Annotated in this window: 24 protein-coding genes and 1 tRNA gene; 16 read left to right on the plus strand and 9 right to left on the minus strand. The window is 67.1% G+C overall.

What is annotated here, in order from left to right:
• Positions 1-3: 3 nt before the first annotated feature.
• Positions 4-213: a DUF2945 domain-containing protein gene (locus ATO6_RS09590; protein ID WP_088623767.1), complete on the minus strand. Its 210-nt coding sequence runs from the start codon at positions 211-213 to the stop codon at positions 4-6.
• Between the two features lie 205 nt (positions 214-418).
• On the opposite strand from ATO6_RS09590, the gene ctaD reads away from it, so the two are divergent.
• The 3 genes from ctaD (at position 419) to ATO6_RS09605 (ending at position 3,209) form a co-directional block, all read left to right on the plus strand.
• Complete coding sequence (gene ctaD, locus ATO6_RS09595; RefSeq protein WP_088623768.1) at positions 419-2,089, plus strand: cytochrome c oxidase subunit I; 1,671 nt, start codon at positions 419-421, stop codon at positions 2,087-2,089.
• Positions 2,090-2,179: 90 nt separating this feature from the next.
• A complete protein-coding gene (locus ATO6_RS09600; protein ID WP_141101959.1) occupies positions 2,180-2,716 on the plus strand; it encodes a hypothetical protein in 537 nt (178 codons plus the stop codon).
• Positions 2,717-2,720: 4 nt separating this feature from the next.
• Complete coding sequence (locus ATO6_RS09605; RefSeq protein WP_088623770.1) at positions 2,721-3,209, plus strand: DUF2244 domain-containing protein; 489 nt, start codon at positions 2,721-2,723, stop codon at positions 3,207-3,209.
• Positions 3,210-3,213: 4 nt separating this feature from the next.
• Here ATO6_RS09605 and lipB read toward each other — a convergent pair whose 3' ends face one another.
• Positions 3,214-3,912, minus strand: a complete 699-nt coding sequence (gene lipB / locus ATO6_RS09610) for a lipoyl(octanoyl) transferase LipB (RefSeq protein ID WP_088623771.1) — start codon at positions 3,910-3,912, stop codon at positions 3,214-3,216.
• 117 nt (positions 3,913-4,029) lie between these two features.
• Here lipB and ATO6_RS09615 point away from each other — a divergent pair, with 117 nt between their 5' ends.
• Together ATO6_RS09615 and ATO6_RS09620 are read left to right on the plus strand one after the other, a co-directional pair.
• Positions 4,030-5,643 carry a peptidoglycan-binding domain-containing protein gene (locus ATO6_RS09615; protein WP_254919107.1) on the plus strand — a complete coding sequence of 538 codons (1,614 nt, stop codon included), beginning with the start codon at positions 4,030-4,032 and terminating at the stop codon, positions 5,641-5,643.
• 163 nt (positions 5,644-5,806) lie between these two features.
• Positions 5,807-5,893 (plus strand) — tRNA-Leu (locus ATO6_RS09620).
• 128 nt (positions 5,894-6,021) lie between these two features.
• Here the strand turns inward: ATO6_RS09620 and ATO6_RS25580 are convergent.
• The gene (locus ATO6_RS25580) at positions 6,022-6,408 is read right to left on the minus strand and encodes an integrase core domain-containing protein (RefSeq protein ID WP_088623773.1); all 387 of its coding nucleotides are present in this window, start codon (positions 6,406-6,408) and stop codon (positions 6,022-6,024) included.
• 241 nt (positions 6,409-6,649) lie between these two features.
• Between ATO6_RS25580 and ATO6_RS09630 the strand changes: the two genes are divergently transcribed.
• The 7 genes from ATO6_RS09630 (at position 6,650) to ATO6_RS09660 (ending at position 16,224) form a co-directional block, all read left to right on the plus strand.
• Positions 6,650-8,533: an alkyl/aryl-sulfatase gene (locus ATO6_RS09630; RefSeq protein WP_088623774.1), complete on the plus strand. Its 1,884-nt coding sequence runs from the start codon at positions 6,650-6,652 to the stop codon at positions 8,531-8,533.
• A 391-nt stretch (positions 8,534-8,924) separates the two neighbouring features.
• Positions 8,925-10,487 (plus strand): ABC transporter substrate-binding protein, encoded by a 1,563-nt coding sequence (locus ATO6_RS09635; protein WP_176440874.1) that lies wholly within the window; start codon positions 8,925-8,927, stop codon positions 10,485-10,487.
• A gap of 232 nt (positions 10,488-10,719) precedes the next feature.
• Entirely contained in the window at positions 10,720-12,291 is a 1,572-nt protein-coding gene (locus tag ATO6_RS09640; RefSeq protein WP_088623776.1) for an ABC transporter substrate-binding protein, read from the plus strand.
• A gap of 85 nt (positions 12,292-12,376) precedes the next feature.
• Positions 12,377-13,330 (plus strand): ABC transporter permease, encoded by a 954-nt coding sequence (locus ATO6_RS09645; RefSeq protein ID WP_088623777.1) that lies wholly within the window; start codon positions 12,377-12,379, stop codon positions 13,328-13,330.
• A complete protein-coding gene (locus ATO6_RS09650) occupies positions 13,323-14,237 on the plus strand; it encodes an ABC transporter permease (RefSeq protein ID WP_176440875.1) in 915 nt (304 codons plus the stop codon). The genes ATO6_RS09645 and ATO6_RS09650 overlap by 8 nt, the downstream gene beginning before the upstream one ends.
• An 11-nt stretch (positions 14,238-14,248) precedes the next feature.
• A complete protein-coding gene (locus ATO6_RS09655) occupies positions 14,249-15,235 on the plus strand; it encodes an ABC transporter ATP-binding protein (RefSeq protein WP_088623779.1) in 987 nt (328 codons plus the stop codon).
• Positions 15,232-16,224: an ABC transporter ATP-binding protein gene (locus ATO6_RS09660; RefSeq protein ID WP_088623780.1), complete on the plus strand. Its 993-nt coding sequence runs from the start codon at positions 15,232-15,234 to the stop codon at positions 16,222-16,224. Before ATO6_RS09655 ends, ATO6_RS09660 begins: the two co-directional genes overlap by 4 nt.
• A gap of 194 nt (positions 16,225-16,418) precedes the next feature.
• Here ATO6_RS09660 and ATO6_RS09665 read toward each other — a convergent pair whose 3' ends face one another.
• Positions 16,419-17,360, minus strand: a complete 942-nt coding sequence (locus ATO6_RS09665; RefSeq protein ID WP_088623781.1) for a nitronate monooxygenase family protein — start codon at positions 17,358-17,360, stop codon at positions 16,419-16,421.
• A 3-nt stretch (positions 17,361-17,363) separates the two neighbouring features.
• A complete protein-coding gene (locus tag ATO6_RS09670; RefSeq protein ID WP_088623782.1) occupies positions 17,364-18,161 on the minus strand; it encodes an SDR family NAD(P)-dependent oxidoreductase in 798 nt (265 codons plus the stop codon).
• 173 nt (positions 18,162-18,334) lie between these two features.
• Between ATO6_RS09670 and ATO6_RS09675 the strand changes: the two genes are divergently transcribed.
• Positions 18,335-19,225, plus strand: a complete 891-nt coding sequence (locus ATO6_RS09675) for an acyl-CoA thioesterase II (RefSeq protein ID WP_088623783.1) — start codon at positions 18,335-18,337, stop codon at positions 19,223-19,225.
• 6 nt (positions 19,226-19,231) lie between these two features.
• Here ATO6_RS09675 and ATO6_RS09680 read toward each other — a convergent pair whose 3' ends face one another.
• The 3 genes from ATO6_RS09680 to ATO6_RS09690 form a co-directional block, all read right to left on the minus strand.
• Positions 19,232-20,050, minus strand: a complete 819-nt coding sequence (locus tag ATO6_RS09680; RefSeq protein ID WP_088623784.1) for a class I SAM-dependent methyltransferase — start codon at positions 20,048-20,050, stop codon at positions 19,232-19,234.
• A gap of 85 nt (positions 20,051-20,135) precedes the next feature.
• Positions 20,136-20,927 (minus strand): pyrroline-5-carboxylate reductase, encoded by a 792-nt coding sequence (locus ATO6_RS09685; protein WP_088623785.1) that lies wholly within the window; start codon positions 20,925-20,927, stop codon positions 20,136-20,138.
• A complete protein-coding gene (locus tag ATO6_RS09690; protein WP_088623786.1) occupies positions 20,924-21,826 on the minus strand; it encodes an alpha/beta fold hydrolase in 903 nt (300 codons plus the stop codon). Before ATO6_RS09690 ends, ATO6_RS09685 begins: the two co-directional genes overlap by 4 nt.
• Positions 21,827-21,978: 152 nt before the next feature.
• On the opposite strand from ATO6_RS09690, the gene ATO6_RS09695 reads away from it, so the two are divergent.
• Positions 21,979-23,502, plus strand: a complete 1,524-nt coding sequence (locus tag ATO6_RS09695) for an NAD(P)/FAD-dependent oxidoreductase (RefSeq protein ID WP_088623884.1) — start codon at positions 21,979-21,981, stop codon at positions 23,500-23,502.
• A gap of 4 nt (positions 23,503-23,506) precedes the next feature.
• On the opposite strand, the gene ATO6_RS09700 is transcribed toward ATO6_RS09695, so the two are convergent.
• Positions 23,507-24,769, minus strand: coding sequence for a TetR/AcrR family transcriptional regulator (locus tag ATO6_RS09700; protein ID WP_088623787.1), 1,263 nt, complete (start codon positions 24,767-24,769; stop codon positions 23,507-23,509).
• Positions 24,770-24,850: 81 nt separating this feature from the next.
• Between ATO6_RS09700 and ATO6_RS09705 the strand changes: the two genes are divergently transcribed.
• Both ATO6_RS09705 and ATO6_RS09710 read left to right on the plus strand, forming a co-directional pair.
• Complete coding sequence (locus ATO6_RS09705; RefSeq protein WP_088623788.1) at positions 24,851-25,702, plus strand: SDR family NAD(P)-dependent oxidoreductase; 852 nt, start codon at positions 24,851-24,853, stop codon at positions 25,700-25,702.
• Between the two features lie 77 nt (positions 25,703-25,779).
• Positions 25,780-26,778: an SH3 domain-containing protein gene (locus tag ATO6_RS09710; RefSeq protein WP_088623789.1), complete on the plus strand. Its 999-nt coding sequence runs from the start codon at positions 25,780-25,782 to the stop codon at positions 26,776-26,778.

The raw sequence follows: 26,778 nt of genomic DNA on the forward strand, positions 1-26,778 counted from the left end.
GGCTCAGGCCCGATCCACTTCGGACACCAGCTTGAGCACGCGGTCGCCGTCGTCCTGTTCGATCAGCAGGGCGCGGTCGTCGTCAGAACCGTCGCGGGTGATCTCCTCGCCCTTGATCGTGCGGGTGACCTTGCGGGCAAAGCTTTCCACCACCTTGCCGGTGGCGCTGCCGTTGCCCCATTTCCACGTCACCTCGGTGCCCTTGCGGATCATGATGCGTCCTCCCGGTTGCACAGGCGAACCCGCGGCAGGGCGGCCCGGTTCCCGCGGCGGGGCGGCAAGGTGCGACAGAATAACTTGATCTGCATCAAATCCGTGCATTGCCCACAAGCCCTTGGCATTCTAGAACACGCATAATTCGGATGGCCCGACTCCCTCTGGCTTTCCGATCCAAGGACATCCAGCAGGAGGCGAGGGCATGGCGGACGCAGCCATTCACGGCCATGATCATCACGACGACCGCGGGTTCTTTACCCGCTGGTTCATGTCGACCAACCACAAGGACATCGGGATCCTCTACCTCGTCGTTTCGGCGATCGCGGGTCTGATCTCGGTCACGTTCACCGTCTACATGCGCATGGAGCTCATGTCGCCGGGCGTTCAGTACATGTGCTTGGAGGGCGCACGTTTCTTCGCCTCCGACGCGCCCTGTACCCCGAACGGACACCTCTGGAACGTGATGATCACCTATCACGGCGTCCTGATGATGTTCTTCGTCGTGATCCCGGCCCTGTTCGGCGGTTTCGGCAACTATTTCATGCCGTTGCAGATCGGCGCGCCGGACATGGCGTTCCCGCGGATGAACAACCTGTCGTTCTGGATGTACTTCGCCGGCACCCTGCTGGGTGTCGCGTCGCTGCTCGCTCCGGGTGGCAACGGACAACTCGGGTCCGGCGTGGGCTGGGTGCTCTATCCACCGCTCTCGACGTCAGAAGGCGGCATGTCGATGGACCTCGCGATCTTCGCGGTCCACGTCTCGGGTGCCTCGTCGATCCTCGGCGCGATCAACATGATCACCACCTTCCTGAACATGCGCGCCCCCGGCATGACGCTGTTCAAGGTGCCGCTGTTCTCGTGGTCGATCTTCGTCACCGCATGGCTCATCCTGCTGGCCCTTCCGGTCCTCGCAGGCGCGATCACCATGCTGCTCACCGACCGGAACTTCGGCACGACGTTCTTCGATCCGTCGGGCGGCGGTGACCCGATCCTCTACCAGCACATCCTGTGGTTCTTCGGCCACCCGGAAGTGTACATCATCATCCTGCCCGGTTTCGGCATCATCAGCCACGTGATCGCGACCTTCTCCAAGAAGCCGATCTTCGGCTACCTGCCGATGGTTCTGGCGATCATCGCGATCGGTCTGCTCGGCTTCGTCGTGTGGGCGCACCACATGTACACCGTCGGCATGTCGCTGACCCAGCAGTCCTACTTCATGCTGGCCACGATGGTCATCGCGGTTCCGACCGGGGTGAAGGTCTTCTCGTGGATCGCGACGATGTGGGGCGGCTCGGTCGAGTTCAAGACGCCGATGCTCTGGGCCTTCGGCTTCCTGTTCCTGTTCACCGTCGGCGGCGTGACCGGCGTGGTGCTGTCGCAGGCCGGTATCGACCGCGCCTATCACGACACCTACTACGTCGTGGCGCACTTCCACTACGTGATGTCGCTGGGCGCCGTCTTCGCGATCTTCGCGGGCATCTACTTCTACTTCGGCAAGATGACCGGCCGTCACTACCCGGAATGGGCAGGCAAGCTGCACTTCTGGGCGATGTTCATCGGTGCCAACCTGACCTTCTTCCCCCAGCACTTCCTGGGCCGTCAGGGGATGCCCCGCCGCTACATCGACTACCCCGAAGCCTTCGCGACCTGGAACTATGTCTCCTCGCTCGGCGCCTTCCTGTCGTTCGCCTCGTTCATCTTCTTCTTCGGCGTGGTGATCTATTCGCTGCGGGCCGGTGCGAAAGTGACCGAGAACAACTACTGGAACGAATATGCCGACACGCTGGAGTGGACCCTGCCGTCCCCGCCGCCGGAGCATACGTTCGAAATCCTCCCCAAGCAGGAGGACTGGGACAAGGGCCACGCTCACTGAGCCGGGCCTGATCCCCGACACGGACCAGAAGGGGCCCCGGCACAGCGCCGGGGCCCTTTTGCTTTCAATGACGGAAACGGAGACAGGAACATGAGCGGAGCACAGGGTATGGCCGCCGCGGCCCCCGTCCTGCGTGCGGTCTGGCTGATCGGCGTGCCGGTGCTGGCCGTCCTGTGGGCGGCGCGGGTGGACCGGCGCCTGATGACGGCGGCGCTGTTCGCCGGGGCGGCCGCGGCCTTTGCGCCGGTGGCGATCTTCGACATCGGCATGTCGATGGCGCTTGGCGTCGATCCCAGCGGGGCGCAGGGGGCGGGGCTGTTCACCGCCGGCGTCCTCGCGCTGATCGTCGTGGCGCTCGGCGCGGGCGGGGCGGCGATCCTGCGCTACATGCGGCGGCACGGGCGGCCCATGCCGACGCTGCCGGTCGTGGTGCTGTTCCTGATCTACTACGTCACCGCCATCGCGCCCTTCCATTCCCGCACCTCGGACGCCTTCGCCCCCGGTCTGGGCGGCCCCGGCGACCCGCTGGCCATCCTCGCGCCCCTGCACGCGGTCGAGGCGCCCGCGATGGCCTTTGCCGCCGTGGCCTTCATCGCGCTGGCCCTGCTGTCGTGGCGGAGGGCCTGAGCCCTTGCCCTATGAATGGAGCGACAGCCGCCGTCACCTGACGCTCTGGCCGCACCGGTCGCTGCCCATGGGCGGTTTCGCCGTTGTAATCGGACTGTTCTTCACCCTGCTGACCGTGCCGCTCTTCGCGATGATCGGGACGGTGCTGCTGTGGGGGCTGCTGCCCTTCGGCCTCGCCGCGCTGGCGGCGCTGTGGTTCGGGCTGCGGCTGAGTTACCGGTCTGGCGAGATCGTCGAGACGCTGGAAATCGGGCCCGAGGAAACCGCGCTCCGCCGCCGCAACCCGGACGGGTCCCGGCAGGAATGGCTGTGCAACACCTACTGGGCCCGCGCCGAGCTGCACCGGACCGGCGGCAAGGTGCCGTGGTATGTCACGCTGACCGGCAATGGCCGCACGGTCGAGATCGGCGCCTTCCTCTCCGAAGAGGAACGCCGCGCGCTCTACGGCGAACTGGCCTCGGAACTGGCCGAGAAGCGCCGCGCGGGTCCGTAGCGGTTCAGCCGAACACCGGACCGAACTGACGTTTCAACGCGACATCCAGATCGTCCATCGTCACCGGCAGGCCGAGATCGACAAGGCTGGTGACGCCATGCCCGGTGATGCCGCAGGGGACGATCCCGCCGAAATGGCTCAGGTCCGGTTCGACGTTGATCGAGATCCCGTGGAAGCTGACCCATTTCCTGAGCCGGATGCCGATCGCCGCGATCTTGTCTTCGCGCGGGGTGCCGTCGGGCAGGGGGGTCTTGTCCGGCCGGGCGATCCAGACGCCGACACGGCCGGGGCGGATTTCGCCCTTCAGGTTGAACTCGGCCAGCGTGGCGATCACCCAGTCCTCGAGCTGCCGGACGAAGCAGCGGACGTCGCGGCCACGTTTGCCGACATCCAGCATCACGTAGACGATCCGCTGCCCCGGCCCGTGATAGGTGTACTGCCCGCCGCGCCGCGCCTCGTAGACCGGGAAACGGTCCGGCTCGATCAGGTCCTCGGGCCGCGCCGAGGTCCCGGCGGTGTAGAGCGGCGGATGCTCCAGCAGCCAGATCGCCTCGGACGCCTCGCCGCGCGCGATGGCATCGGCGCGGGCCTCCATCGCCGCCAGCGCGTCCTCGTAGGACACCAGACCGGTCGAGGTGATCCATTCCACCGGCTGATGCGCATTTTCCGCGCCGGGATGCGTCAATTCATTCGCCTGATTCATTTTCGTCGCGTAACCTGAGTCCATTAAAGAGATAGATAGGGATTTTCGGGTATGTTCTCCAAGTCCATTAAGACCGCGATTGCCGCAACCCTGATTGCCGGCGCCCCGGTTCAGTCCATGGCAAGCGACCTCGGGGCTGCGATCGTCGGCGGCATCATCGGCGGCGCCATCATGAGCGGGGCAGGCCAGCAGCGCAAGCGCACCTACTCCTCGTCCTCCTCGACCAACCGCAACACCGCCGCGCGCAGCGCCAACCGCGAGACGCAGACGGCGCTGAACTACTTCGGTTTCAACGCGGGCACGCCGGATGGCGTGATGGGGTCGCGGTCGCGCTCCGCCGTCGCGGCCTACCAGGGCTATCTCGGCTGGCCCGCCACCGGGAACCTGACCACGTTCGAACGCGATCACCTCCTTAGCTCCTACAGCCGGGCACAGATCGGCGGGCCGGACGTCATCAAGGCGATGCAGCGCGACCCGAACGGCGTCCGCAGCCTGCTGGTGGTCTGGCGCGATCAGAAGTTCGGGACCCAGACGGCGCGGACCACCGGCTATGCCGGCCTGCCGATCGAGGTGTCGAACGCCATCGACGAGATCGCCGACAGCTCCGAGCCCTCGGCGGAACAGCTGCTGCAGCGGACCGGCTTCATCCAGCTGGCCGAGCTGAACGGCGACGGGCGCAACGACTATGTGATCGACACCGCCGTCACCGGGTCGAGCTTCTGGTGCGGCCAGACCCAGTGCGCCGTGCTGGTCTTCGCCAGCCAGCCCGACGGCTACCGCCGCAATGAATTCCGCTACATGCGAAATGCGCAGCTGTCGAACACCGCGACGCCCGCGATGTTCCAGTGCCACCAGTCCAGCTGCTCCATGACCGACCCGCTGGCCGGTGGTGGCGGCGGCGGCATGCTCGCCGCGGCCCCTGCGCCCGCACCGGCCCCTGCGCCCGCAGCGCCGCTCCAGCCGCCCGCGATGATGGCGGCGGCCCCGGCGCCGGCTCCGGCGGCCCCTGCCGCCCCCGCACCGGCGGGCGGGCTGATGGCCCTGCCGATGGCGGGCGGCGTGGCGGACCAGCCCTCGCTGGCCAGCTACTGTTCCAAGGTCAACCTGCTGACCAGTTCCAACGGCGGCTTCATCACCGCGGGCACGATGACCGACCCCGAGCTCGCGCTGTCGGAACAGTTCTGCCTGACCCGCACCTACGCCATCGCGCAGGGCGAGGAGATGGTGAAATCCGTTCAGGGCCTCTCGACCGCGCAGATCGAACAGCAGTGCGACGCCTTCGGCCCCGCATTGGCCCCCTACGTGGCGGCGCTGGACACCAAGCCCGCGCCGCAGGTGCTGGCCGAGACGCAGAAGTTCGTGCTGGGCGCGAACATGACGATCGAGCAGTTGCAGAGCACCGGTACGATCTGCCTCTACACAGGGTATCGTCGGGACAAGCTGGACGTGGCGCTCGGCGCGGCGCTGCTGCTGACGGCTGCCGGGCAGGCGCCCTATGCGGAACTGGTCGGCCATCACCTGTCGCAGGGCTTTGGCGCCGCGCAATCGGCGGACCGGGCAAGCGGCTGGTATGACCACGCGCTGGCGGCGCTGGACAGCGGCGCCGCGCCGGTCTTCGTGCCGGGCCAGACCGACCGGGTGGAGCTGCTGCGCGCGGCCGTCAGCGGCGGCCCCGGCACGGCCCCCGCGACATCGACACCGGCGGCGCTGCCCAGCTTCTCGCTGCAGTGATCGTGCGGGGCCTCCGGGCCCCTCCGCCCCGCTTTTCCGCCGGTCCCCGAGGGGGCCGGCGGTCTGCTTCGGGTGCCCGGAAAAATCTGCCATTGGCCCCGCGTTTTGCCCCTTCACATCGCGATACAGGGCGGCTATACGGCCCCGCACTACCTGATCACGTGCGGTCGTGGCGGAATTGGTAGACGCGCAGCGTTGAGGTCGCTGTGGGGTAACACCCGTGGAAGTTCGAGTCTTCTCGACCGCACCATTTACGGCAAGTAACTGCCTGAACTTCCCGGCATTTCTGAGATCTGCTTCGGTCGGTCCGTCAGCTGGTCCCTCATCGTCCCGTGCAGAGTCCGCCACTTCCCGCGTCACTGCGATGGTCGGTCCCGCTTACCGATAGGGCCGAATGTGCCCGGTGACCCAACTCTCCTCCGAATTAGCGGAAAGTCCGCAGGTTAATTCTTGGGTCCATGCGGCGCGCATTGCCGGCCCCTTCTTAGCCACGAACTCGACTGGTGGGATATTCCCCAGGCAGGAGGGAGGGCGGTGGTGATAGTAGTCGTGCTGCCATGCCAGGACCTGCCGGCTGGCATTGGTCAGCGACGGGAATAGCGTCTCGTTGAGAAGCTCATCCCGGAAAGCGCCACTGATGATGAGCCGTTGATCACCGGTGGCAGGCGCTGTCCAGGGCCGCCTCGCATGCCTGCGACGGTCTCGGGCGGTCGTCCCGAATGTGGTGCTGAGAGTCGGATCGGCCGGGGAGAGCGTCCCTGACATACTGTCCGCGTTCGCCAATCCGGAAATGGCCCGGTTTTCGGAACAGCCCCAAAACGCGGCAGGTCCGCCGGGGCCCCGCGCCGTCCCCGTCCCGTTGGCCCGACCACGTCCGAGGAGCGCCGGATCCTGCCGGCGAGGGAACCATTCCGCGGTCCGAACGCGGGGGCGGTTCCCTATGGCGGAGTCCGATGCCACAGTGTCCGTGCCGCGGTGTTGCGGCCAAGGCCAGAGGAGGGGCGGGATGGAGCAGAAACTGACCGAGGCGCTGTCGGAGGCGACGGCACGGGCGAATGCGAAAGTGGCGGAGCGCCTGCCGATCGGCGACCAGGCGGATTTCGAAGCGGCACGGCGCGGGTTCCTTGCTCCGCTGCCCGAGGGCCGGATCGAGACGCGCAACGGCTCGACCGCGTGGAACATCCACAACTGGGATTTCCTCGATGCGCCTTGCCCGCCGACGGTCAATCCTTCGCTCTGGCGGCTGGCGCAGCTGAACGCGATCTCGGGCCTGTTCGAGGTCTGCGACGGCGTCTACCAGGCGCGGGCCTGCGACTATGCCAACGTGACGCTGATCCGGGGCGAAACCGGATGGATCATCGTCGACCCGCTGACCGTCGCGGAAACCAGCGCGGCGGCGCTGAAGCTGGCGAATGACACGCTGGGCGAACGTCCAGTCGCGGCGATCCTCGTGACGCACAGCCACCCGGACCACTACGGCGGCCTGCAGGGGGTGATCGCGGACAGCGCGAACCCGCCGCCGATCTACGTGCCCGACGAATTCCTCGAATACGTCGCGTCCGAAGGGGTGATGGGCGGCACGCCGATGCGGCGGCGCGCGACCTACCAGTTCGGGAACTTCCTGCCGACCGGCCCAGAGGGGGCGGTGGACGGCGGCATCGGCAAGGCGCTGGCGCGGGGCACCCAGACCTTTGCCCGCCCGACCGAGCTGATCCGCGAAACCGGCGAGGAGCGGGTGATCGACGGCGTGCGGTTCCGCTTCCTGATGGCAAGCGGGACCGAGGCGCCGGCGGAATTCGCCTTCTACATGCCGGATTACAAGGTGCTGTGCATGGCCGAGGTCTGCAACCAGACCTTCCACAACCTGATCCCGCCGCGCGGGGCCGAGGTGCGGGACGGCCGTCTCTGGGCGCGGACGATCGACCGGGCGATCGAGATGTTCGCGGACGAGGCGGAGTATCTGATCAACGTCCACAACTGGCCGGTCTTCGGCGGGGAGGCCCTGCGCGGCTACCTGCACGAACAGCGCGACATGTACAAATACACCCATGACCAGGCGATCCGGCTGGCCAACCTCGGGCATACGCCGAACGAGATCTCGCATCTGGTGAAAGAACCCGACTGGCTGTCGACCCGGTTCCATGCGCGGGGCTATTACGGGTCGCTCAGCTTCAATGTCCGGGCCGTCTACCAGCGCTATTTCGGCTTTTTCGATGGCGTGCCGACGCAGCTCGAACCGCTGCCGCCCGAGGACCTCGGGACCCACATGGTCGAGGCCATGGGCGGGCCCGATGCGGTGCTGGACAAGGCGCGCGCGGCGATTGCCGCGGATCAGCTGCAATGGGCCGCGACGCTGCTGAACCACCTGATCTTTGCGGGGCAGGGCGGTGACGCGGCGAAGACCCTGCTGGCCGGCGTGCACCGCCACCAGGGCTTCCGCCACGAAAGCGGGATCATGCGCAACATCTACCTCACCGGCGCGCAGGAGCTGGAGCGCGGGGTGGACCCGCGGCTGAAGGCGCGGCGGCGGAACACGGATCTCGGCGCGATGATGGAGCCGGTGGACTGGTTCGACGCGCTGGCGGCCCAGCTGAACCCCGACCGCGCGCGCGGAGAGGATTTCGCGCTGAACATCCGGATGGGCGGGACGGAGGTGCTGGTCTCGGTCGCGCGGCAAACGGAATTCGCGCGGGTCGGGGCGCAGTCCGCCACCGCCGCCGCCACGCTGACCATCGCGCAGGGGGTTCTGGACGCGCTCGTCGCGGGGGATCTCTCGCTGGACGATGCGGTCGAGAAGGGGGCCTCGGTCGAGGGCGACAGGGCCTTGGTGACGCGCTGGATCGCGCTGCACGACCAGCCGGATGGCGGATTCGACATCATGACGCCCTGAGCCGGAAACGGCGCGCGACCGTCTGAATCTGATTTTCAAAGATCCGGTATGGTCGCGCGAAATTTGTATGACAGTTTCACGCTTTCTGCGTTGCGGCGATGGCGCGTCCGGGAACACGTTTGCGAGATGCGCAGGGTGACGTGACGTCGCCTCGGCGCTGGACGCCGTTAACGCGTTACTTATCAAGTCATTGCACATATGCGGAATTTTAGTTCGCAAGCGGGATCCGGCCTGTCCGGCGCCTCTCCCCTCGCCGCCGGCTGCGCAAAGTCACATGCCGCGGTTGGCCCGAGTTTCGAAGATTGGGTATTCACACAGAAGCCAAATGGCGTCACAATTCGCACAGACCCCAGCGAACAACGGGGCACAACGATCAGGGAGGATCACCGAAATGCGGACACTTCGTCTGCCGAAGTCCGGGCGCATCATGGGCGCACTCACCGGGGTTGCGCTGAGCGCGCTGGTGGCGGCTGCACCGGCTGTCTCGGCACAGGAAGTCAAGAAAGGCGGCACGCTGAACGTCGCCATCGAAACCGATGTGCGCGGCTTCGACACCGTCAAGGGCGGCGTCTTTGGCCAGACCGGCGAGATCGTCTCGCGCACCATCTACGAACCGCTCCTGGGCTGGAATTCGGAAACCGGCCAGCCGGAACCGCTGCTGGCCACCGAATGGTCGGTGAGCGACGACAACCTCGTCTGGACCTTCAAGCTGCGCGAGGGCGTCAAGTTCCATGATGGCAGCGACTTCGATTCCGAAGACGTGGCCTATCACTACAACCGCATCCTCGACCCCGAGATGAAGTCGTCCTCGCGGTCGTTCATCGCCTCGATCGACAAGGTGGTCCCGGTCGATCCGATGACGGTGGAATTCCACCTGAAGCACCCGTGGATGGCGCTGCTGCCGTATCTCGCGACGACCTCCATGTCCGGCCCGATCCGCTCCAAGGAGAACGTCGAGTCCGACAACGAGAACCGCAACCCGATCGGCACCGGGCCGTTCAAGTTCGTGGAATGGGCCTCGGGCGACCGCATCGTGGTCGAAAAGTGGGACGGCTACCGCGACGCGGACGAGATCAACCTCGACAAGATCAACTTCCGCATCCTGCCGGACACCCAGACCCGCTATGCCTCGCTCAAGTCGGGCGAAGTGGACGTGATCTGGACCGACCGTGGCCCGACCATCGTCGAGGCGCAGAACGATCCCAAGATCGTCACGCTGACGACCGACGGGGCAGGGGCCGCCATCAACCTGATGAACGGCAAGAAGGAACCGCTGTCGAACGCCACGTTGCGCAAGGCGCTGGCGCATGCCTGGAACCAGGACGCGCTGGTCAAGATCTCCTGGCAGAACACCCGTCCGGCGGTCACGCACCCGCTTGGGGCCGCCAAGGACTGCGGCGAGGCGAACTATCGCAAGTTCGACATCGCCAAGGCCAAGGAATACGTCGCGCAGTATCTGCAGGAAACCGGCAAGACCGAAGTCCCCGAGATCGTGATGATCCACACCACCACCCCGCGCGGGCGTGAACTGGGCGAGATCTATCAGCAGACGGCCAAGGCGGCCGGCATCACCCTGACGCTGGAACCGGTCGATCAGTCGACGCTGGTGGCGCGGACCTTCAAGGGTGATTTCGACATCACCGGATGGCGGATCGCGGACGGTGCCGACATGGGGCCGCAGCTCTACGCCTATGCCAAGATCGGCTCGTCCTACAACCTGACCGGGTTCAACAACCCGGAACTGGACGCGCTGGCCGACAAGATGCGCGTGGCGACCACGATGGAAGAGCGTCTGGAGCTTCAGTGCCAGATGGTCTCGATGATGAACGACGACGGCTCGATCGAGTATCGGGGCGGCGGGCGCTACTACGCCTTCACCAACCCGCGCGTCAAGAACGTGCCGCCGCCCTACCGCGGCGTGGTGGACGTGACGCGGGCCTGGGTCGAAGAGTGATCCGACACCCGTGACGGGCCGGGATCGCACCGCCGCGCTGACCAGCGCGGCGGTCTCTATCCCTCGGTTTCAAAAGACTTTTCACACTCTCGAAAACTGCCGCCACCCGCAACATTGTGTTCCGGGTGGCGGCTTTGAAACCACCCCCACGGGTATACAGGCGACGCCCATTTCCCTACGCTGATCCTGCGGGTTCTGAGGAGAAACCCGCGCACAACGGAGGAGGAAACCAATGCGGAAGATCATGATCTTGCCTGCTGCGCACCTGCGCACGGCGACTGCGACGGCGGCGCTGGCTGCCGGCATGGCGCTGGCGGCACCGGCCTATGCGCAGGACAGCGAGATGAAGAAGGGCGGCACGCTGCATGTCGCCATCGAAACAGATTTCGAAGGCGGCGATCCGGTCGAATCCGGCGCGGCCGGGGCCACCGACCAGACCGTCCTGATGACCATCGAGGAACCGCTGCTTGGCTGGAACCACGAGACGGGCCAGCCCGAACCGCTGCTGGCGACCGAGTGGAGCGCCAATGACGACGGCACCGTCTGGACGTTCAAGCTGCGCGAAGGCGTCAAGTATCACGACGGGTCCGACTTCACGTCCGAGGACGTCGCGCACCATTTCAACCGCATCTTGGATCCCGAGAACAAGTCGCGGTCGCGGAACTACATCTCGGTGGTCGACGAGGTCGTCGCGGTCGATGACTACACCGTCGAATTCCACCTGAAACATGCCTGGGCGGCCCTGTTGCCGTGGCTGTCGGCGACGCAATACGTGTCGATGATCCCCTCGTCCGAACAGGTCGAGGCCGGTGAACAGCAGCGCAAGCCAATCGGCACCGGCCCGTTCAAGCTGGTCGAATGGCGGTCGGGCGACCGTCTGGTCATGGAGAAGAACCCCGACTACTGGAACGCGGACGAGATCAACCTCGACAAGATCGAATTCCGCATCCTGCCCGACACCCAGACCCGCTTCGCCTCGCTGCAATCGGGCGAGGTGGACGTGATCTGGTCCGACCGCGGTCCGACGATCATCCAGGCGCAGAAGGACCCCGACCTCGTGACGCTGGTGTCCGAAGGGGCAGGCGGCGCGACGATCAACCTGAACGGCAAGCCGGGCAAGCAGCTGGCAAACGACAACCTGCGTTTCGCCGTGGCCCACGCGTGGAACCAGGCGGCGGTGACCAAGATCAGCTGGCAGGACACCCGGCCCAACATCGAGCATCCGCTGGGCGGCAATGTCGAATGCGGCGACGTGAACTATCGCGACTTCGACATCGCCAAGGCCAAGGAATACATCCAGGCCTACCGTGACGAGACCGGCGATCAGGATCCGATCAAGTTGGTGATGATCCACACCACCACCCCGCGCGGCCGGGAACTGGGCGAGATCTACCAGCAGACCGCGCGTGCCGCCGGGATCGAGCTGGAGCTTCAGCCGGTCGACCAGACGACGCTTGTGAAACGCACCTACGGGGGCGATTTCGACCTGACCGGCTGGCGGATCGGCGACGCGCCGGACATCGGCCCGCAGCTCTACAGCTACACGCGGCCCGACACGTCCTACAACCTGACCGGCTTCGACGACGACCAGCTGACCGAGCTTGGCGACAAGATGCGCACGGCCACGACGCTGGAGGAACGGATGGACCTGCAATGCCAGATGGTCGCCCGGATGAACGAGCGGGCGCGCATCCTCTATCGCGGGGGCGGGCGCTACTACGCCTTCACCAAGACTTACGTGAAGAACGTGCCGGAACCCTATGGCGGCGCAGTGAATGTGACCCGCGCCTGGCTGGACCAGTGACGCGCGGATGAAAGATGGCCGGCGGCGACGGGACTCGCCGCCGGTGCCCTGACAACAGGCCGGACGACATGCCGGGGGAGAGGCGATGAACTACCTGATCAAGCGGTTCCAGAGACTACTGATCGTCCTGGGGGTCGTGACCCTGATCACGTTCCTTCTGGTGAACGTGCTGCCGGGCGATGTCGCCTATGAAATCGCGGGCATGGACAGCTCCGAGGAGGAGGTTCAGGAAATCCGCGAGGAACTGGGCCTGAACCGCCCGGTCCTGATCCGTTATGTCGAATGGGTCACCGGCATCTTCACCGGTGACTGGGGCACCTCCTACATCAGCGACGAAGACGTGTGGGAGGCGATCACCGACCGTTTCCCGGTCTCGTTCGAACTGATGATCCTGGCCCAGATACTGGCGCTGCTGCTGGCGATCCCAGCCGGCATGATCTCGGCCTTCCGGCCCAACGGGCGGGGCGACAGGATCATCGGCACCATCGCCTTCGCCAGCGTTTCCATGCCGTCGTTCATGACGGCGATCCTGCTGATCTACTTCTTCTCGCTGCACCTCGGCTGGCTGCCCGCCACGGGCTACGAGCCGCTGTCCGAGGGACTTTGGCAGAACCTCAGGCCGATGATCCTGCCCGCGCTGTCGCTGGCGCTGGTCGAATGGACCATCCTGATGCGGACGCTGCGGGTCGAGATGATCGCGGTGCTTCAGGAAAACTACATCGCGCTGGCCCGCGCCAAGGGGATGTCGAACCTGCGCATCCTGCTGGTGCACGCGCTGCGGCCCTCGTCCTTCTCGATGATCACGCTTCTGGGCCTGCAGGTCGCGCGCCTGCTCGGCGGGACCATCATCATCGAACAGATCTTCGGCATTCCCGGCGTCGGGCGGCTGCTGATCCACGCGGTCTACACCCGCGACTTCATCGTCATCCAGGGCTGCGTGACCTTCTTCGCGCTGGCCTTCGTCACCGCAAACTTCCTCGTGGACATCGCCTATGCCTGGCTCGATCCGCGGGTCCGCACGAGAGGCGCACATGGCTGAGCTTTCGCAATCCTCCGGCAAGCGCGCGGCGGCCACGGCCCCCGCGCAGCAGGACCGCCACGCCGCCGCCATCGCGATGTATCGCAAGCGGAACAAGTTCGGCCTGTTCTTCTGGATCCCGCTGGTCTGGCTGATCATCGTGGCTATCGCCGCCATCGGCGCCCCGTTCTGGGGCCTGCCGCCGGCGGATGAAATCGACTGGGTTTACCTCCAGTCCCCGCCGGTCGAAGGTCACCCCCTCGGCACCGACGTGCTGGGCCGCGACCTGCTCAGCCGCATCATCTGGGGCGCGCGGGTGTCGCTGACCGTCGGCTTCGCCGCGCCGTTCATCGGCGTGGGCGCGGGGATGATCCTCGGCATGATCGCCGGCTACTACCGTGGCTGGGCGGACGAAGTCATCGGCATCGCCATCGACAGCTGGCTGGCGATCCCCGGCCTCGTCGTCCTGCTGCTCTTCGCCGTGGTCTTCGGCGGCTCGCTCTTCATGGTCTGCTTCTCGCTCGGGCTGCTGTTCATCCCGACCGCCGCGCGGATCACGCGGGCGGCGACGCTGAACTACGCGGGGCGCGAGTTCGTGCTGGCGGCACGGGCCATGGGGGCGTCCGACTTCCGCATCCTGACCAAGGAAGTCCTGCCCAACATCATCTGGCCGCTGATCGCCTTCATCCTGATCGACATCCCGATCGCCATCGTGATCGAGGGCGCGCTGTCCTTCCTCGGCCTGTCGGTCAAGGCGCCGACGCCGTCCTGGGGCGGGATCATCGCCGAGGGGCGTGAGCACCTCAGCGTCAGCCCGCATATCTCGATGTATCCGACCATCGTCATGTTCCTGACGGTGCTGTCGTTCAACCTGGTGGGCGACGCGATCCGCCGCCGTCTCGCGGATGTCCGCGAAGGCGCGATCTGAGGAGGAACCCGATGGGAGAGATCATTCTCGACGTGCGCAACCAGCGCACCGCCTTCGCCACCGGCCGCGGCATGCTGCAGGCGGTGGACGGGGTCAGCTTCACCCTCGAACGCGGCAAGACGCTGGGGGTCGTGGGCGAATCCGGCTCCGGCAAGTCGGTCCTGTCGCGCTCGATCATGCGGCTTCTGCCCGGCACCTCGATGACCGGGCCGGGCAGCCAGATCCTGCTGAACGGCAAGGACCTGACGGCGATGACGGAAAACCAGCTCCGCCGGATGCGGGGGCCGGAAATGGCCATCGTGTTCCAGGATCCGATGACGGCGCTGAACCCGACGCTCAGCATCGGCAAGCAGATCATGGAAGTGCTGATGTTCCACCTGAAGATGTCCAAGCGCGACGCGCGGGCCAAGGCGGTGGACCTGCTCAAGGCCGTCGGCCTGCCGCAGCCCGACGTCCGCGTGGATCAGTATCCGCACCAGCTGTCGGGCGGCATGCGCCAGCGGGTGGCCATCGCCATCGCCATCGCCTGCGAACCCGACCTGCTGATCGCCGACGAACCGACCACCGCGCTCGACGTGACGGTGCAGGCGGAAATCCTCGACCTGCTGCAGCGCATGGTGCGCGAGCGGAACATGGCGATGATCCTGATCACCCACGACATGGGCGTCGTCGCCGGGCGCTGTGACGACGTGGCGGTGATGTATGCCGGCAAGATCGTGGAGAAGGCCCCGGTCCGGTCGCTGTTCTCCGAAACGCGGATGCCCTACACGGCGGCGCTGCTCAGCTCGATCCCGCGGGTGACCGATCCGCCGCACCGCAAGCTCGACGCGATCGAGGGGCGGCCGCCCGACCTCATCAACCCGCCGCCGGGCTGCCCCTTCGCGCCCCGTTGCCGCCATGCCGAGGACGCCTGCAACCGCGCGGTGCCCGAGCTGACCGGCACCGCCGACCACCAGTGGGCCTGCATCAAACCGCTCAACACCGAGGCCGCCGCATGAACGCGCCGACACCGAACATCGACAGCTTCCTCTCCATCGACAACCTGACGGTGGAATACCCGCTGAGCCGCCGCGCCAAGGTGCATGCAGTGACGGAGTTCACCGCCCATGTGAAGCGCGGCGAGACGCTGGGCCTCGTGGGCGAGTCCGGCTGCGGCAAGTCCTCGGCCGCCCGCGCCGTGATGCAGCTGCCGCGTCCGACCTCCGGCTCGGTCCGTCTGGACGGGCAGGAGCTGACGACGCTGCGCGGCGCCGCGCTCCAGCATGCGCGGCGCAAGTTCCAGATGATCTTCCAGGACCCGATCGCCTCGCTCAACCCGCGCCAGACGATCCGCGACATCGTGGCGGCGCCGCTCGAGATCGCAGGCATCGGCACGAAGGAGGAGCAGACCGCCAAGGTGGCCGAGATGCTGGACCTCGTCGGCATCAACCCGGACCAGGCGATGGAGCGCCGCCCGCACGAGTTTTCGGGCGGCCAGTGCCAGCGGATCTCGATCGCTCGCGCGCTGATCCTCTCGCCGGAACTGCTGGTCTGCGACGAGGCGGTCTCGGCGCTCGACGTTTCGGTTCAGGCGCAGGTGCTGAACCTGCTGGAGAAGCTCAAGGGCGAACTGGGCCTGACCATGCTCTTCATCAGCCACGACCTCGCGGTGGTGAAGCACGTCTCGGACCGGGTCGCGGTGATGTACCTCGGCAAGCTCTGCGAACTGGCGGATGCGGAGACCATCTACCGCAAGCCGGTGCACCCCTACACGCGCACGCTGCTTGCGGCGGTCCCGGAACCCGACCCCGACGCCCTGCGCGACCGGGTGGAGCTGATCCCCGGCGAACTGCCCTCGCCGGTGAACCCGCCGTCGGGCTGCCGCTTCCGCACCCGCTGCCCCTTCGCCACGGCACGCTGCACCGACGAGGTCCCCGCCATCCGCGAGATCGCGCCGGGCCACACGGTCGCCTGTCACCACCCGCTGATGGAGCACTCCGCAGCCTGAGGCCTGGTGCCTCCACCCGCTTCATCTGGCCGGATAAACTCCCGCCGGAGGCATGGGTCGGGAGGGGTCACACCCCTCCCGACCCATTTCGTTTGCGCCGCCTCCGGCGTCGCGCGGGTGTTGGACTGCGAGGGGATCGACCCCTCGCAGTCCAAGCCTCCGGCGGGAGTTTATCCGGCCAGATGAAGCGGGGATCAGTTTGCGTCGTACTCGGCGGCCATCTCGGCCACGATCTCGGCCACCGGGCGGGTGCCGGTGACGCCCGAGACGGAATGCCCGGCCGCCCAGATGTTCTTCCACCGTTTCGGACGCTCGGTGCCGCCCGCGCCGTACATCTCCGCCGCGCGGGCCTGGGTCATCGTCTCGTCGAGGTCGTCGAGGGTCAGGCCGGTGGCAAGGATCGCGGGCTTGAGGAAGTTCGCGTCGAGGCCGGTGAAGGTTTTGGTCGTCACCACGTCGTCGAGCGAGCAGTCGGAGAGCATCTGCTTGTAGCCGTCCTCGGCCATGCTTTCGTCCGAGGCGATGAAGCGGGTGCCCATGTAGGCGAGATCCGCCCCCAGCACCCGCGCCGCGCGGATCGAGGGGCCGTCGGTCAGCCCGCCCGACAGGATCACCGGCCCGTCGTAGAAGGACCGCACCGCGCGGACGAAGGCGAAGGGGTTGGCCCAGCCGGTCTGGCCGCCGGCGCCGGCCGACAGCAGGACGAGGCCATCGACCCCCGCCTCGACCGCGCGCTTGGCGTGGTGCAGCGTGGCGATGTCGGCGAAGACCAGCGTGCCGGCTTCCTTCAAGAGCGGCATCACCGGCTTGGGCGAGCCGACGGCGGTGATGACGATCTCGACGCCCGCATCGGCGATGATCTTCGCATCCTCCTGCACGCGCGGGTTGCGCATGATCAGGTTCGCGGCCCAGGGCGCGGCGTCGGGGGACAGCCCCGCGCGGATCTCGGCGACCCAGTCGACAAGCTGGTCGGTCGTGCGCGCGTTCACCGTCGGGAAGGACCCGATGACGCCCGCGTTGCAGCAGGCGGTCACCAGCGCCGGACCCGAGATGCGCAGCATCGGGGCCGAGACGACCGGAAGGCGCAGGCGGGACGTGATGGTGGCCGGCAGGCGGGAGGGGGGCAGGGTGCTCATGTCTCAGATCCCGAGGTGAAAGCCGCCGGAGACCGAGTAGGTCTGGCCGGTGATCCATTCGGACGCGTCCGAGGCGAGGAACAGCGCCATGTTGGCGATGTCCTGCGGCTCGCCCGGACGCCGCACGATGTAGCGCTGCATCATGCGCTTCAGCCGCTCCGGATCGGCCTCGTACTTCTTGCGCACGTCGGGGGTGGCGGTGAAGGCGATGGCGATGCAGTTCGCGGTGATCCCGTGACGCCCCAGCGTCCGCGCGCAGCCGCGCATGAAGCCCGCGGCGCCGGCCTTGGCGCCCGCGTAGATCTCGAGCCCCGAGTCGCCGAAATGCGCGGCCTCGGAGATGATGGTGATGATCCGCCCCGGCCCCTGCCGGTCGATCATGCCGGGGATCACAGCGGAGGTCGCGTTGATCACGCCGTAGAAGTTCACGCCGATGAAGCTGTTCCATGCCTCGGGGCCGGTGGTCCAGAACGGCTGGCGCGCGTCCTCGGTCGGGCTGACGCCGATGTTGCCCGCGTTGTTGACGAGGATGCCGATATTGCCGAAGGCCTCGGCCCCCCTGGCGGCCATCGCCTTCACCGCCTCCAGGTCCGTGACGTCCGCCTGCACCGCCAGTGCCTTGCCGCCGAGCGCGCGCACCTCCTCGGCCACGGCCTCGGCCCGGTCGAGGTGGTAGTCGTTGACCACCACGCCGGGGCAGCCGTGGCTGGCCAGATGCAGGGCGATCTGGCGGCCCACGCCCTGGCCCGCGCCGGTGATCAGGGCGGGGCGGCCGCCGAGGTTGAGAATGTCGTCGCTCATGGTGTCTCCTCCAGACGTGAGCCGCAGGATCGCGGTATTCTACCGAAGGGTCAATAACCCTTCCCACGCGTCTGTTGCCTGCTGCAAAGGCGTGAAATACCCTTGCAATCCTCGCGTCTTTGGCAGACGAAGCCTGCGTCCCGTGCTGCAGTGCAATATGACGGAGCCTCCAGATGAGCGACATCGCGAACCGCGCCCCCGAGGGTGACGACGAACTGACCCGGATCCTCGACGTCGAGCAGATCGAGCAGAACTTCTTTCGCGGCATCGCCACGCCCGAAGGCACCGGCCGCAGCTTTGGCGGGCAGGTGATCGGGCAGGCGCTGGCCGCCGCGACGCGGACGGTCGATCCGGACCGCGCGGCCCATTCGCTGCATGCCTATTTCATGCGCCCCGGCAACGCCGCCCAGCCGGTGCTCTACCGGATCGAGCGGGACCGCGATGGCGGCAGCTTCAACACCCGGCGCGTGGTGGCGATCCAGAACGGCCAGCCGATCCTGAACATGGCCGCCTCCTACCAGGTGTCCGAGCCGGGCCTGCATCACCAGGAAGAGATGCCGGACGTCCCGCCGCCCGACGACCTGCTGAACGAACAGCAGTTGGCCGAGAAATACGCGGCGAACCTGCCCGAGGGCTATGGCAAGTTCCTCCGCAAGGAGCGTCCGATCGAGGTCCGCCCCTGCGAGCCGCGCCCGCCGTTCCAGGACGCGGGCAAGATCCTGCAGCAGCATTCGTGGATGCGTGCGCGGATCGCCATGCCAGACGATCCCGCGCTGCACCGCGCTGCGCTGGCCTATACCTCGGACATGGGGATCATCGGGTCCTCGCTGACCCGGAACGGGGTCAGCTTTGGCCGCCGCGACCTGATGGTGGCCAGCCTCGACCACGCGCTGTGGATGCATGACGACATGCGGATGGACGAATGGCTGCTCTATGTCATGGACAGCCCCTGGACCGGGAATGCGCGCGGCTTTGCGCGCGGGCGCATCTTCACGCAGGACGGGCGGCTGGTCGCCAACGTGGCGCAGGAAGGGCTGATCCGTCAGATCACCAAGAAGGGCTGAACCCGCTCAGGCCGGCGTCGCGGAAATCAGCGCGACCGGCACGGGGACGGTGTAGCCATCGCCGTCGGCGTGCTTTTCAGCGACCGTTGCCGCGATGGCGTCGGCGACCTTTTGTATCGTCTCGCTGGTCTGGCTGCGGATCAGCATCCCCGCGCCCACGGTCGCGGTCAGGAAAATCTCGAACAGCTCGCCGGGACTGTCGATGACCCAGGCGTGGTCGAGCGTTTCGTGTCCGGTCATCTCCAGTCCCGCCGCCTCCAGCATGCCCTTGGCCTGACCGGCATCCGCGAAGGCGAAGAGGTCGGGCTGCGGCGGCGCGGCGGAGAAGTCCGCATGGGTCTTCAGCGCGCCGAAGACGGCGGCGAAAGCGGGGGAGGCGGCGGGACCGACCCACGTGGCCATGGCAAAACCGCCGCCCGGCTTCAGGACGCGGCGGATTTCCGAAAGCGCTTTGGGCTGGTCGGGAATATGCATCATGCCGAAATTGCAGAGCACCCGGTCGAAGGACGCATCGGCGAAGGGCATCGCCATCGCGTCGCCTTCCACGATCTCGGCCTCGGGTGCGGCCCGGCGCGCCAGTGCCAGCATCTCGGGCGAGAAGTCCATCCCGGTGATCGCGGCGCCTGTCGCCGCAAGCTGTGCGGTCAGCGTGCCCTGTCCGCAGCACAGGTCCAGCACGGTATCCGTTGGCTGGACGAACCGGCGGGCCATCCCGGTGCCGACCGCATCGGTGATCGGCGCGAAATGCCGGACGTAGGCTTCAACGATTCCGGGGTCCGACCATCCGTCCTTTTCCCGCGAACCAAACTCGGCAAACTGGGTCACATCACACCCCCATGGTTCCGTCCGGGTCAGGCTATCACGGATTGCGCCTTTCGCGGTCCGGAAAGTGGCCGCCGGGCGCCGCGGGCTATCCCGCGATGCCCCGCGTGCGCGCGACGGCGGCGTCGAGGCCCTTGGCGATGGCCTCGGCGATGTCGGTCTCCTGCATGGCCAGCAGGCCCGCGGCCGTGGTGCCCGCGTAGTCGATCATCTGGCGGACGTGGGTGTCGGGGGCGGGGCCATCGGCCATCATCTGCCCCGCGGAAAGGAAAAGCTGGCGGACGGCGCGTTCGGCCACCTCGGGCGCGACGCCCCGGTCCGTGGCGTAGCCCTGCATGCAGGCGGCGAAAAAGGCGACGAAGCCGGGGACGGGGCCTGTCATGGCGGTGAAGAGGTCGATCTGCGCCTCGTCCGGCACCTCGTCGGTCGTGCCGATGGCCGACAACAGGTGGCGGATCATCGTCCTGTCGTCCTCGGTGGCGCCGGAGGCGGCGAAGGGAGAATAGGCCAGCCGCAGCGCGGCGGCGGGGCTGGACATGGCGCGGACGACGCGGGTGGTGCCGGTCAATGCCGCGATGCGGTCGAGCGTGACGCCCGCCATGACCGAGGCGACAAGCCTGTCGGGGGCGCTGATCCCGATCCCTCCGGCCAGCGCCGGGGGGACCGAGAGCAGGATCACGTCGCAGGCGTCGGCCAGCGCCTGACTGTCGGCGGTGACGGTAACGTCCGGCCAGTCCTCGAACCCTGCGCGCGACCCGCTCCGGTTGGATATCCAGAGCCGATCCGGAGAAACCGCGCCGGACGACAGCCAGCCCGTCGCGATGGCGTGGCCGAGCATGCCCGACCCGCCGACGATCCCGACCGTCGCCCCGGTGCTCATGCCGGGGCGGGCGCCTTGAGCGCGGCCAGTTCGATCGCGTCGATGACCCGGTCGAAGATCTGCGGCGGGATGTTGTGCCCCATGCCGTCGATCTCGACCAGCTCAGCGCCCGGCGTGTTCTCGGCCGTGTCGCGGCCACCGGCCACGGGCACCAGCGGGTCCTGCACGCCGTGGATCACCACCGTCGGCACGTCGAGCTTCTGCAGGTGAGGGCGGCGGTCGTAGGTGCCGAGGATCGCGCCGTATTGCCGCGAGAAGCCGGTCGGGTGGAAGGAGCGTTCGTAGTCGCTGACGATATTGGCGCGGATCACGTCATCGGGCAGCGGCCACGACGGGCTGCCGATCACGCGGGCGGTGTTCATGCTGGCGGCGACGAAGCCGTCGAAATCCTTGGCCGGATCGGGCTTGGGCGTGGTCAGCGCCGCCATCGCCTCGGGCGTGCCGCCGGGCAGGTCGGGGTTGCCGGTGTTTGACATGATCGAGGTGAGCGAGAGCGTCTTCTCCGGATGCTCGATCGCCACGAGCTGCGCGATCATCCCGCCCATGGACGAGCCGACGATATGCGCGGCGGGGATCCCGAGGTGATCCAGCAACCCGGCCACGTCGCCCGCCATGTCAGACAGCTGGTAGGGCAGGTCGGCCTTTGTGCCCGCCTTCTTGGCCGCCGTGGCCGCCTTGAAGTCGGGGATGCCGGCCTCGGTGAATTTCTGGCTCAGCCCGATGTCGCGGTTGTCGAGGCGGATCACCCGGTAACCGCGCGCCTGAAGCTTTTCGACGAAAGGCGCGGGATAGCGGGTCATCTGGGTGCCCACGCCCGAGATTAGAACGATCGGTTTGCCGTCCTGCGGCCCGTGATCCTCGTAGTAGATGGTAATTCCGTTGACCTTGGCCTCGGGCATGCGCGTGTCCTCCCTTCGCGTTTCCTCCACGTTATGGCGGGTTGGAAAGGATGAAAAGCGCATGTTTCGCTGCGCTGCAACGTGGAAGGGTGGTTCCCATGAGGGATCGCAGGGGTTATGCAGGGACAGGTTTTCGAAGATCGGGTATGCAGATGGCGCAGGAAGTTCTGGACGTTCTCATCATCGGTGCGGGCCTGTCGGGCATCGGCGTGGCGCGGTATCTCAAGCATCGCTGCCCGGACAAGAGTTTTGCCATCCTCGAACGCCGCAAGGCCATCGGCGGCACATGGGACCTGTTCCGCTATCCCGGCATTCGCTCGGACAGTGACATGCACACGATGGGCTATGCGTTCAAACCGTGGAAACACGCCAAGGCGATTTCCGACGGCCACCTGATCCGCGAATATGTGGAGGAGACGGCGGAGGAGAACGGGCTGACCCCGCTGATCCGATTCGAACATCGGGTATTGAGCGCGGTCTACGACAGCGCCGACAACCTCTGGACCCTGACCTGCGCCACGCCGGAGGGCGAGACGGTGATCCGCACCCGCTTCCTGTTCATGGCGGCGGGCTACTACAAATACGACCGGGGCTACCTGCCTGACTTCGCCGGGTACGAGGATTTCACCGGCACGATCATCCACCCCCAGCACTGGCCGCAGGACTACGACCACGCGGGCAGGCGGATCGCGATCATCGGCTCGGGCGCGACGGCGGTGACGCTGCTGCCGACGCTGGCCGAAACGGCCGCGCATGTGGTGCAGGTCCAGCGCTCGCCCACCTATATCGCCACGCGCCCCTCTGTCGATGTCTGGGGGAACCGGCTGAAACGGTTCTTTCCGGGCAGGACCGGCTATTCGCTGGCCCGCTGGCGGATCATCTTCCGCGGTGCGCTGATGCGGCGCAAGTTTGCCAAGGACATCAAGGCGGCGCGGCGGATGCTGATCGGTCTGGTCGGCAAGCAGCTCGGCGGCAAGGTGCCCGACTGGCAGACCCATTTCACGCCGAAATACATGCCATGGCAGCAGCGCCTGTGCCTCGTGCCCGACGGCGACATGTTCGCGGCGCTGCGCTCCGGCAAGGCCGAGATCGTGACGGGCGATATCGAGCGGTTCACCCCGACCGGCATCCTGATGACCGACGGACGGCAGGTGGAGGTCGACACGATCGTCACCGCGACGGGGCTGGACCTCGACCATTTCGGCGGGATGCGGATGGAGGTCGACGGCCAGCGCGTCGAGCCGGGCAGGCAGCTTATGTACAAGTCGATGATGTACGCCAACATCCCGAACCTCGTGTATTTCCGGGGCTATACGAATGCCTCTTGGACGCTGAAGGTCGACCTGGTGGCCGAATTCGCCTGCCGCCTGCTCAAGTTCATGGACCGCAACGGCTATGCGCAGGTCCGCGCGCCCGCCACGTCCGGGGATTTCGCCAAAATCGACACCTCGACGCCCTTCACCAGCGGCTACGTCCTGCGCGCCAAGGCCCGCTCGCCCAAGAGCGGGACCGAGGCGCCTTGGCTGGCCAAGCAGGATTACATGCACGACCGAAAGGTGCTGCGGCGGGGCAGGATCGACGACGGCACCCTGAAATTCGCGACCAAGGCGGAGAGGGTGGTGTTTCCGCCCGAGCAGCAGGCCGGCAGCGCGCCTGCGGAACTGGCGGCCGAGTGACCGCTCAGAGCGGCCGGAACAGCCCGTGTGCGATGGAATGGGAATAGAGCCGGATCGCCGTCGCGCGGTCCGCACGCTCCTCGGCCCAGAGCCGCATGTCGCTGGCCGAGTTCATAAGCCCCGTGACCCATTGCGCCGCGATCAGCGGATCGACCGGGCGGATGGAGCCTTCGGCGATCCCGTCCGAGATCATGCCGGCAAAGCGCATCGCGATCCGGTCGGAGCGGTCCAGCACGATCCGTCTGAGGTCGGCGGGCAGGGCCTGCAGCGCGGTGATGCGGACCAGCGGGAATTCCGCGTCGAACTGGATCGACAGCACGTCGCCGATGCAGGCCGCGATCCTGTCGGCATGGCTGCCCGGCAGGTTGATCGCCCGCCGCTGCGCCTGGCTGAATCGCCCGTAGCCGCGGTGGAAACATTCAAGCACCAGATCATCCTTGCCCTGCAAGTGGTGGTAAAAGCTGCCTTTCGAGACGTTCAGCTCACCCGCGATCCGCTCGACGGACGCCCCGCGATAGCCGCGTTCGTTGATCAGCCGGGTGGCCGCGTGCAGGTAGGTTTCGGGCGTGATGTCTGCACCTTCGGGGTGGTCCGGCACCTCGGCCACAGGGGCGCGCACCGTCCAGTCGGCCCCGTCGGGCAATATTCCCCGCGCGAACAGGTCCATCAGCCGCTGGCCCGCCCGTTCGTAGTCGCCCACGGAATACTTCGTCAGCCAGGCTCGCGACCAGTAGAGCGCATCCACCATCATGTGGGCGCGCGCAAAGTTCAGCCCCGGCCCGTCGCCCGTGGGGCTGCGGTCAAAGAACTGCGCCGCGGGCTTCAGCACCCTGACCCGGTAATCCTCGAGCAGATCGGTGCGCTGCGGCTCCTCCAGCGCGCGCAGGTCGGACAGCAGGGCGGTCGGCCGGTCCTGTCCCAGCCGGGTGGCGCCGGCCAGTTCCAGATACCGCCGCACGAAACTCTTGACCCGCAGCTCCGCCGTCGGTTCCTGCCCGGCGCTGTCAATGATCTCGCCGAGCTGTTCGATGGTGCGCTCGATGGTGGCCGCCGCCAGCATCTCCTTGCGCTTGAAGTAATAGGTGACCGAGGTGGTGTTCAGCCCGACCGCTTCGGCAACCGAGACGAAAGTCAGACCCTTGAGCCCGCGTTCGTTGATGATCACCGCCGCCGCGTCGAGGATCGTATCCCGCTTGCGCCGGAACCTGTCGGAGGTATCGGAAGCGTCGTCCTGCGCCTGAGGCAGTTGTTTGGCCGTCGTATCCATCGCTTAGTCTTTACCAATCGCCGGGCCGCATGTCATCGGCAGGTTGCAGCATAAATCGAGGAAGAAAGGGAGGGAATTCCCATGACCGGGATAAACATAGATCTGAGCGGGCAGGGCGCCGTCGTCACCGGCGCCGCATCGGGCATCGGGCGCGCCACGGCGCGGATGCTGGCCGAGGCCGGCGCCGGGGTGCTGTGCTGCGACATGGCCGAGGCGGTGGAGGCGGTCGCCGACGAGATCCGAGAGGCTGGCGGCCGGGCCGAGGCGATGCGCATGGACGCCGGATCGGAGGCGGATGTCGCCGCCGCTGTCGCAAAGGCCGAAGAGCTGTTCGGCGGGCTCGACATCTTCCACGCCAACGCCGGTATCACCGGCGGGCCGGGATCGCTGTTCGAGGTCTCGCCCGAGATCTGGACCGAGGTGCTGCGGGTGAACCTGATCGGCCCGTGGCTGGCCGTGAAACACGCCACGCCCGCGATGCAGAAGCGCGGCGGCGGGTCGATCGTGCTGACCGCCTCGGTCGCCGGGATGCGGGCGAATGCAGGCCCGGCGCAGTATTCGGCGTCCAAGGCCGGGGTCATCAACCTCGCGCAGACGGCATCCTATCAGCTGGCCGGGACCGGGGTGCGCGTCAATGCCATCTGTCCCGGCCTGATCGAGACCGGCATGACCCGTCCGATCTACGACTATGCCAAGGCCACCGGCACGGCGCTGCGGATCGGGTCCATGACCCCGATGAAGCGCGGCGGCGAACCTGAGGAGATCGCCTCGACCGTGCTCTGGCTGTCCTCGCCGCTGGCCAGCTACGTGAACGGGCAGGCGATCCCGGTCTGTGGCGGCCTGTCCGCCAGCCATCCCTACGGCCCGCGCCCGGACCGCGAAAAGATGGAACAGGCGATCGCCGAGATGAAGGCGCGCGACGCCACGGGCTGAACCGCTTGCCGGACTCACCGGTGCGGCCGTATCCTTGCCTCAGCGCCGATACGGCCGCGCCATTTCCGGAGGCTTCGATGCCCGTCCAGCGCCTGCGATTCCTGTGTCTTGCCATCACCGTCGCACTCTCGGGACTGGCCGCCATGCCCGCGGCCCATGCTCAGACCCGCAGCAGCGACATCCGATTCCAGTCGGGCACCAGCCAGGCCACCGTCACCGGCCGCGTCTCGGGGCGGCAGATCGACGCCTACCGGATCGGCGCGCGGCGGGGGCAGGAGATCGACCTGAACCTCACCTCGCGCAACACCGCGCTCCGCTTCAGCATCGAGGCGCCCGACGGCAGGGGGCGGGCCATGACGCTGGACGGCGGTCGCGCGTCCTCGGTCAGCCGGTACACAGGGGTCCTTCCGGCGACAGGCACCTATGTCGTCCGGGTTTTCCTTGACCGCGATGCAGCGCGGCGGAACGAAACCGCCCGCTACAGCCTGACCGTCGGCATCGACAGCGCGCGACCGCCGAGCCCGCCGCCGCCGCAGGGCGGGACCGTCACCTACATGCGTGTCACCGGCCTGCGCGCGGGGGACACGCTGAACGTGCGACAGGGTCCGTCCACCGCGAACCCTGTGCTCTTCACGCTGGATCAGGGCGACGTGGTCGCCAGCCTCGGGTGCCGGTCCTTCGGCAGCGGATCGGCCTGGTGCGAGGTCTACCGCCCCGACCGTCCGCGCAGCGTCGGCTGGGCCTCGTCCCGCTACCTTGCCCCCGCCGCGCGCCCGGACCGCCCCGGCGGGCCCGATCCCGACCGCCCGGTGTCCGGCACGCTGGACTGCCGGTTCGTGATCGGGATCATCAACCAGACCTGTCGCTATTCCGCACGGCGCATCGCCCGCGGTGTGCACGAGATCACGGTGCAATTGCCCGGCCGGACCCGGACCATCCGCATGGAGGGCACACGCGCCGTGTCGTCCAACGGAAACGGGCCTGTTTTCAGTGTCCTGCGCGGCGATGTTGTCGATGTTTCCATCGGCGCGCTGGAGCTTTACCGCGTTCCGCTGAGCGCGCTTGGCGGGCGCTAG

Origin of the sequence: Oceanicola sp. 22II-s10i, from assembly GCF_002210105.1 — a bacterium.
GTDB lineage: Bacteria > Pseudomonadota > Alphaproteobacteria > Rhodobacterales > Rhodobacteraceae > Pseudooceanicola.

Excerpts from the sequence above, each read along its gene's own strand:
- ATO6_RS09590 (WP_088623767.1), bottom strand. The coding sequence starts at position 213 with ATGATCCGCAAGGGCACCGAGGTGACGTGGAAATGGGGCAACGGCAGC.
- ctaD (WP_088623768.1), top strand. The coding sequence starts at position 419 with ATGGCGGACGCAGCCATTCACGGCCATGATCATCACGACGACCGCGGG.
- ATO6_RS09600 (WP_141101959.1), top strand. The coding sequence starts at position 2,180 with ATGAGCGGAGCACAGGGTATGGCCGCCGCGGCCCCCGTCCTGCGTGCG.
- lipB (WP_088623771.1), bottom strand. The coding sequence starts at position 3,912 with ATGAATCAGGCGAATGAATTGACGCATCCCGGCGCGGAAAATGCGCAT.
- ATO6_RS09615 (WP_254919107.1), top strand. The coding sequence starts at position 4,030 with ATGGCAAGCGACCTCGGGGCTGCGATCGTCGGCGGCATCATCGGCGGC.
- ATO6_RS25580 (WP_088623773.1), bottom strand. The coding sequence starts at position 6,408 with ATGTCAGGGACGCTCTCCCCGGCCGATCCGACTCTCAGCACCACATTC.
- ATO6_RS09630 (WP_088623774.1), top strand. The coding sequence starts at position 6,650 with ATGGAGCAGAAACTGACCGAGGCGCTGTCGGAGGCGACGGCACGGGCG.
- ATO6_RS09635 (WP_176440874.1), top strand. The coding sequence starts at position 8,925 with ATGCGGACACTTCGTCTGCCGAAGTCCGGGCGCATCATGGGCGCACTC.
- ATO6_RS09640 (WP_088623776.1), top strand. The coding sequence starts at position 10,720 with ATGCGGAAGATCATGATCTTGCCTGCTGCGCACCTGCGCACGGCGACT.
- ATO6_RS09645 (WP_088623777.1), top strand. The coding sequence starts at position 12,377 with ATGAACTACCTGATCAAGCGGTTCCAGAGACTACTGATCGTCCTGGGG.
- ATO6_RS09650 (WP_176440875.1), top strand. The coding sequence starts at position 13,323 with ATGGCTGAGCTTTCGCAATCCTCCGGCAAGCGCGCGGCGGCCACGGCC.
- ATO6_RS09655 (WP_088623779.1), top strand. The coding sequence starts at position 14,249 with ATGGGAGAGATCATTCTCGACGTGCGCAACCAGCGCACCGCCTTCGCC.
- ATO6_RS09660 (WP_088623780.1), top strand. The coding sequence starts at position 15,232 with ATGAACGCGCCGACACCGAACATCGACAGCTTCCTCTCCATCGACAAC.
- ATO6_RS09665 (WP_088623781.1), bottom strand. The coding sequence starts at position 17,360 with ATGAGCACCCTGCCCCCCTCCCGCCTGCCGGCCACCATCACGTCCCGC.
- ATO6_RS09670 (WP_088623782.1), bottom strand. The coding sequence starts at position 18,161 with ATGAGCGACGACATTCTCAACCTCGGCGGCCGCCCCGCCCTGATCACC.
- ATO6_RS09675 (WP_088623783.1), top strand. The coding sequence starts at position 18,335 with ATGAGCGACATCGCGAACCGCGCCCCCGAGGGTGACGACGAACTGACC.
- ATO6_RS09685 (WP_088623785.1), bottom strand. The coding sequence starts at position 20,927 with ATGAGCACCGGGGCGACGGTCGGGATCGTCGGCGGGTCGGGCATGCTC.
- ATO6_RS09690 (WP_088623786.1), bottom strand. The coding sequence starts at position 21,826 with ATGCCCGAGGCCAAGGTCAACGGAATTACCATCTACTACGAGGATCAC.
- ATO6_RS09695 (WP_088623884.1), top strand. The coding sequence starts at position 21,979 with ATGGCGCAGGAAGTTCTGGACGTTCTCATCATCGGTGCGGGCCTGTCG.
- ATO6_RS09700 (WP_088623787.1), bottom strand. The coding sequence starts at position 24,769 with ATGGATACGACGGCCAAACAACTGCCTCAGGCGCAGGACGACGCTTCC.
- ATO6_RS09705 (WP_088623788.1), top strand. The coding sequence starts at position 24,851 with ATGACCGGGATAAACATAGATCTGAGCGGGCAGGGCGCCGTCGTCACC.
- ATO6_RS09710 (WP_088623789.1), top strand. The coding sequence starts at position 25,780 with ATGCCCGTCCAGCGCCTGCGATTCCTGTGTCTTGCCATCACCGTCGCA.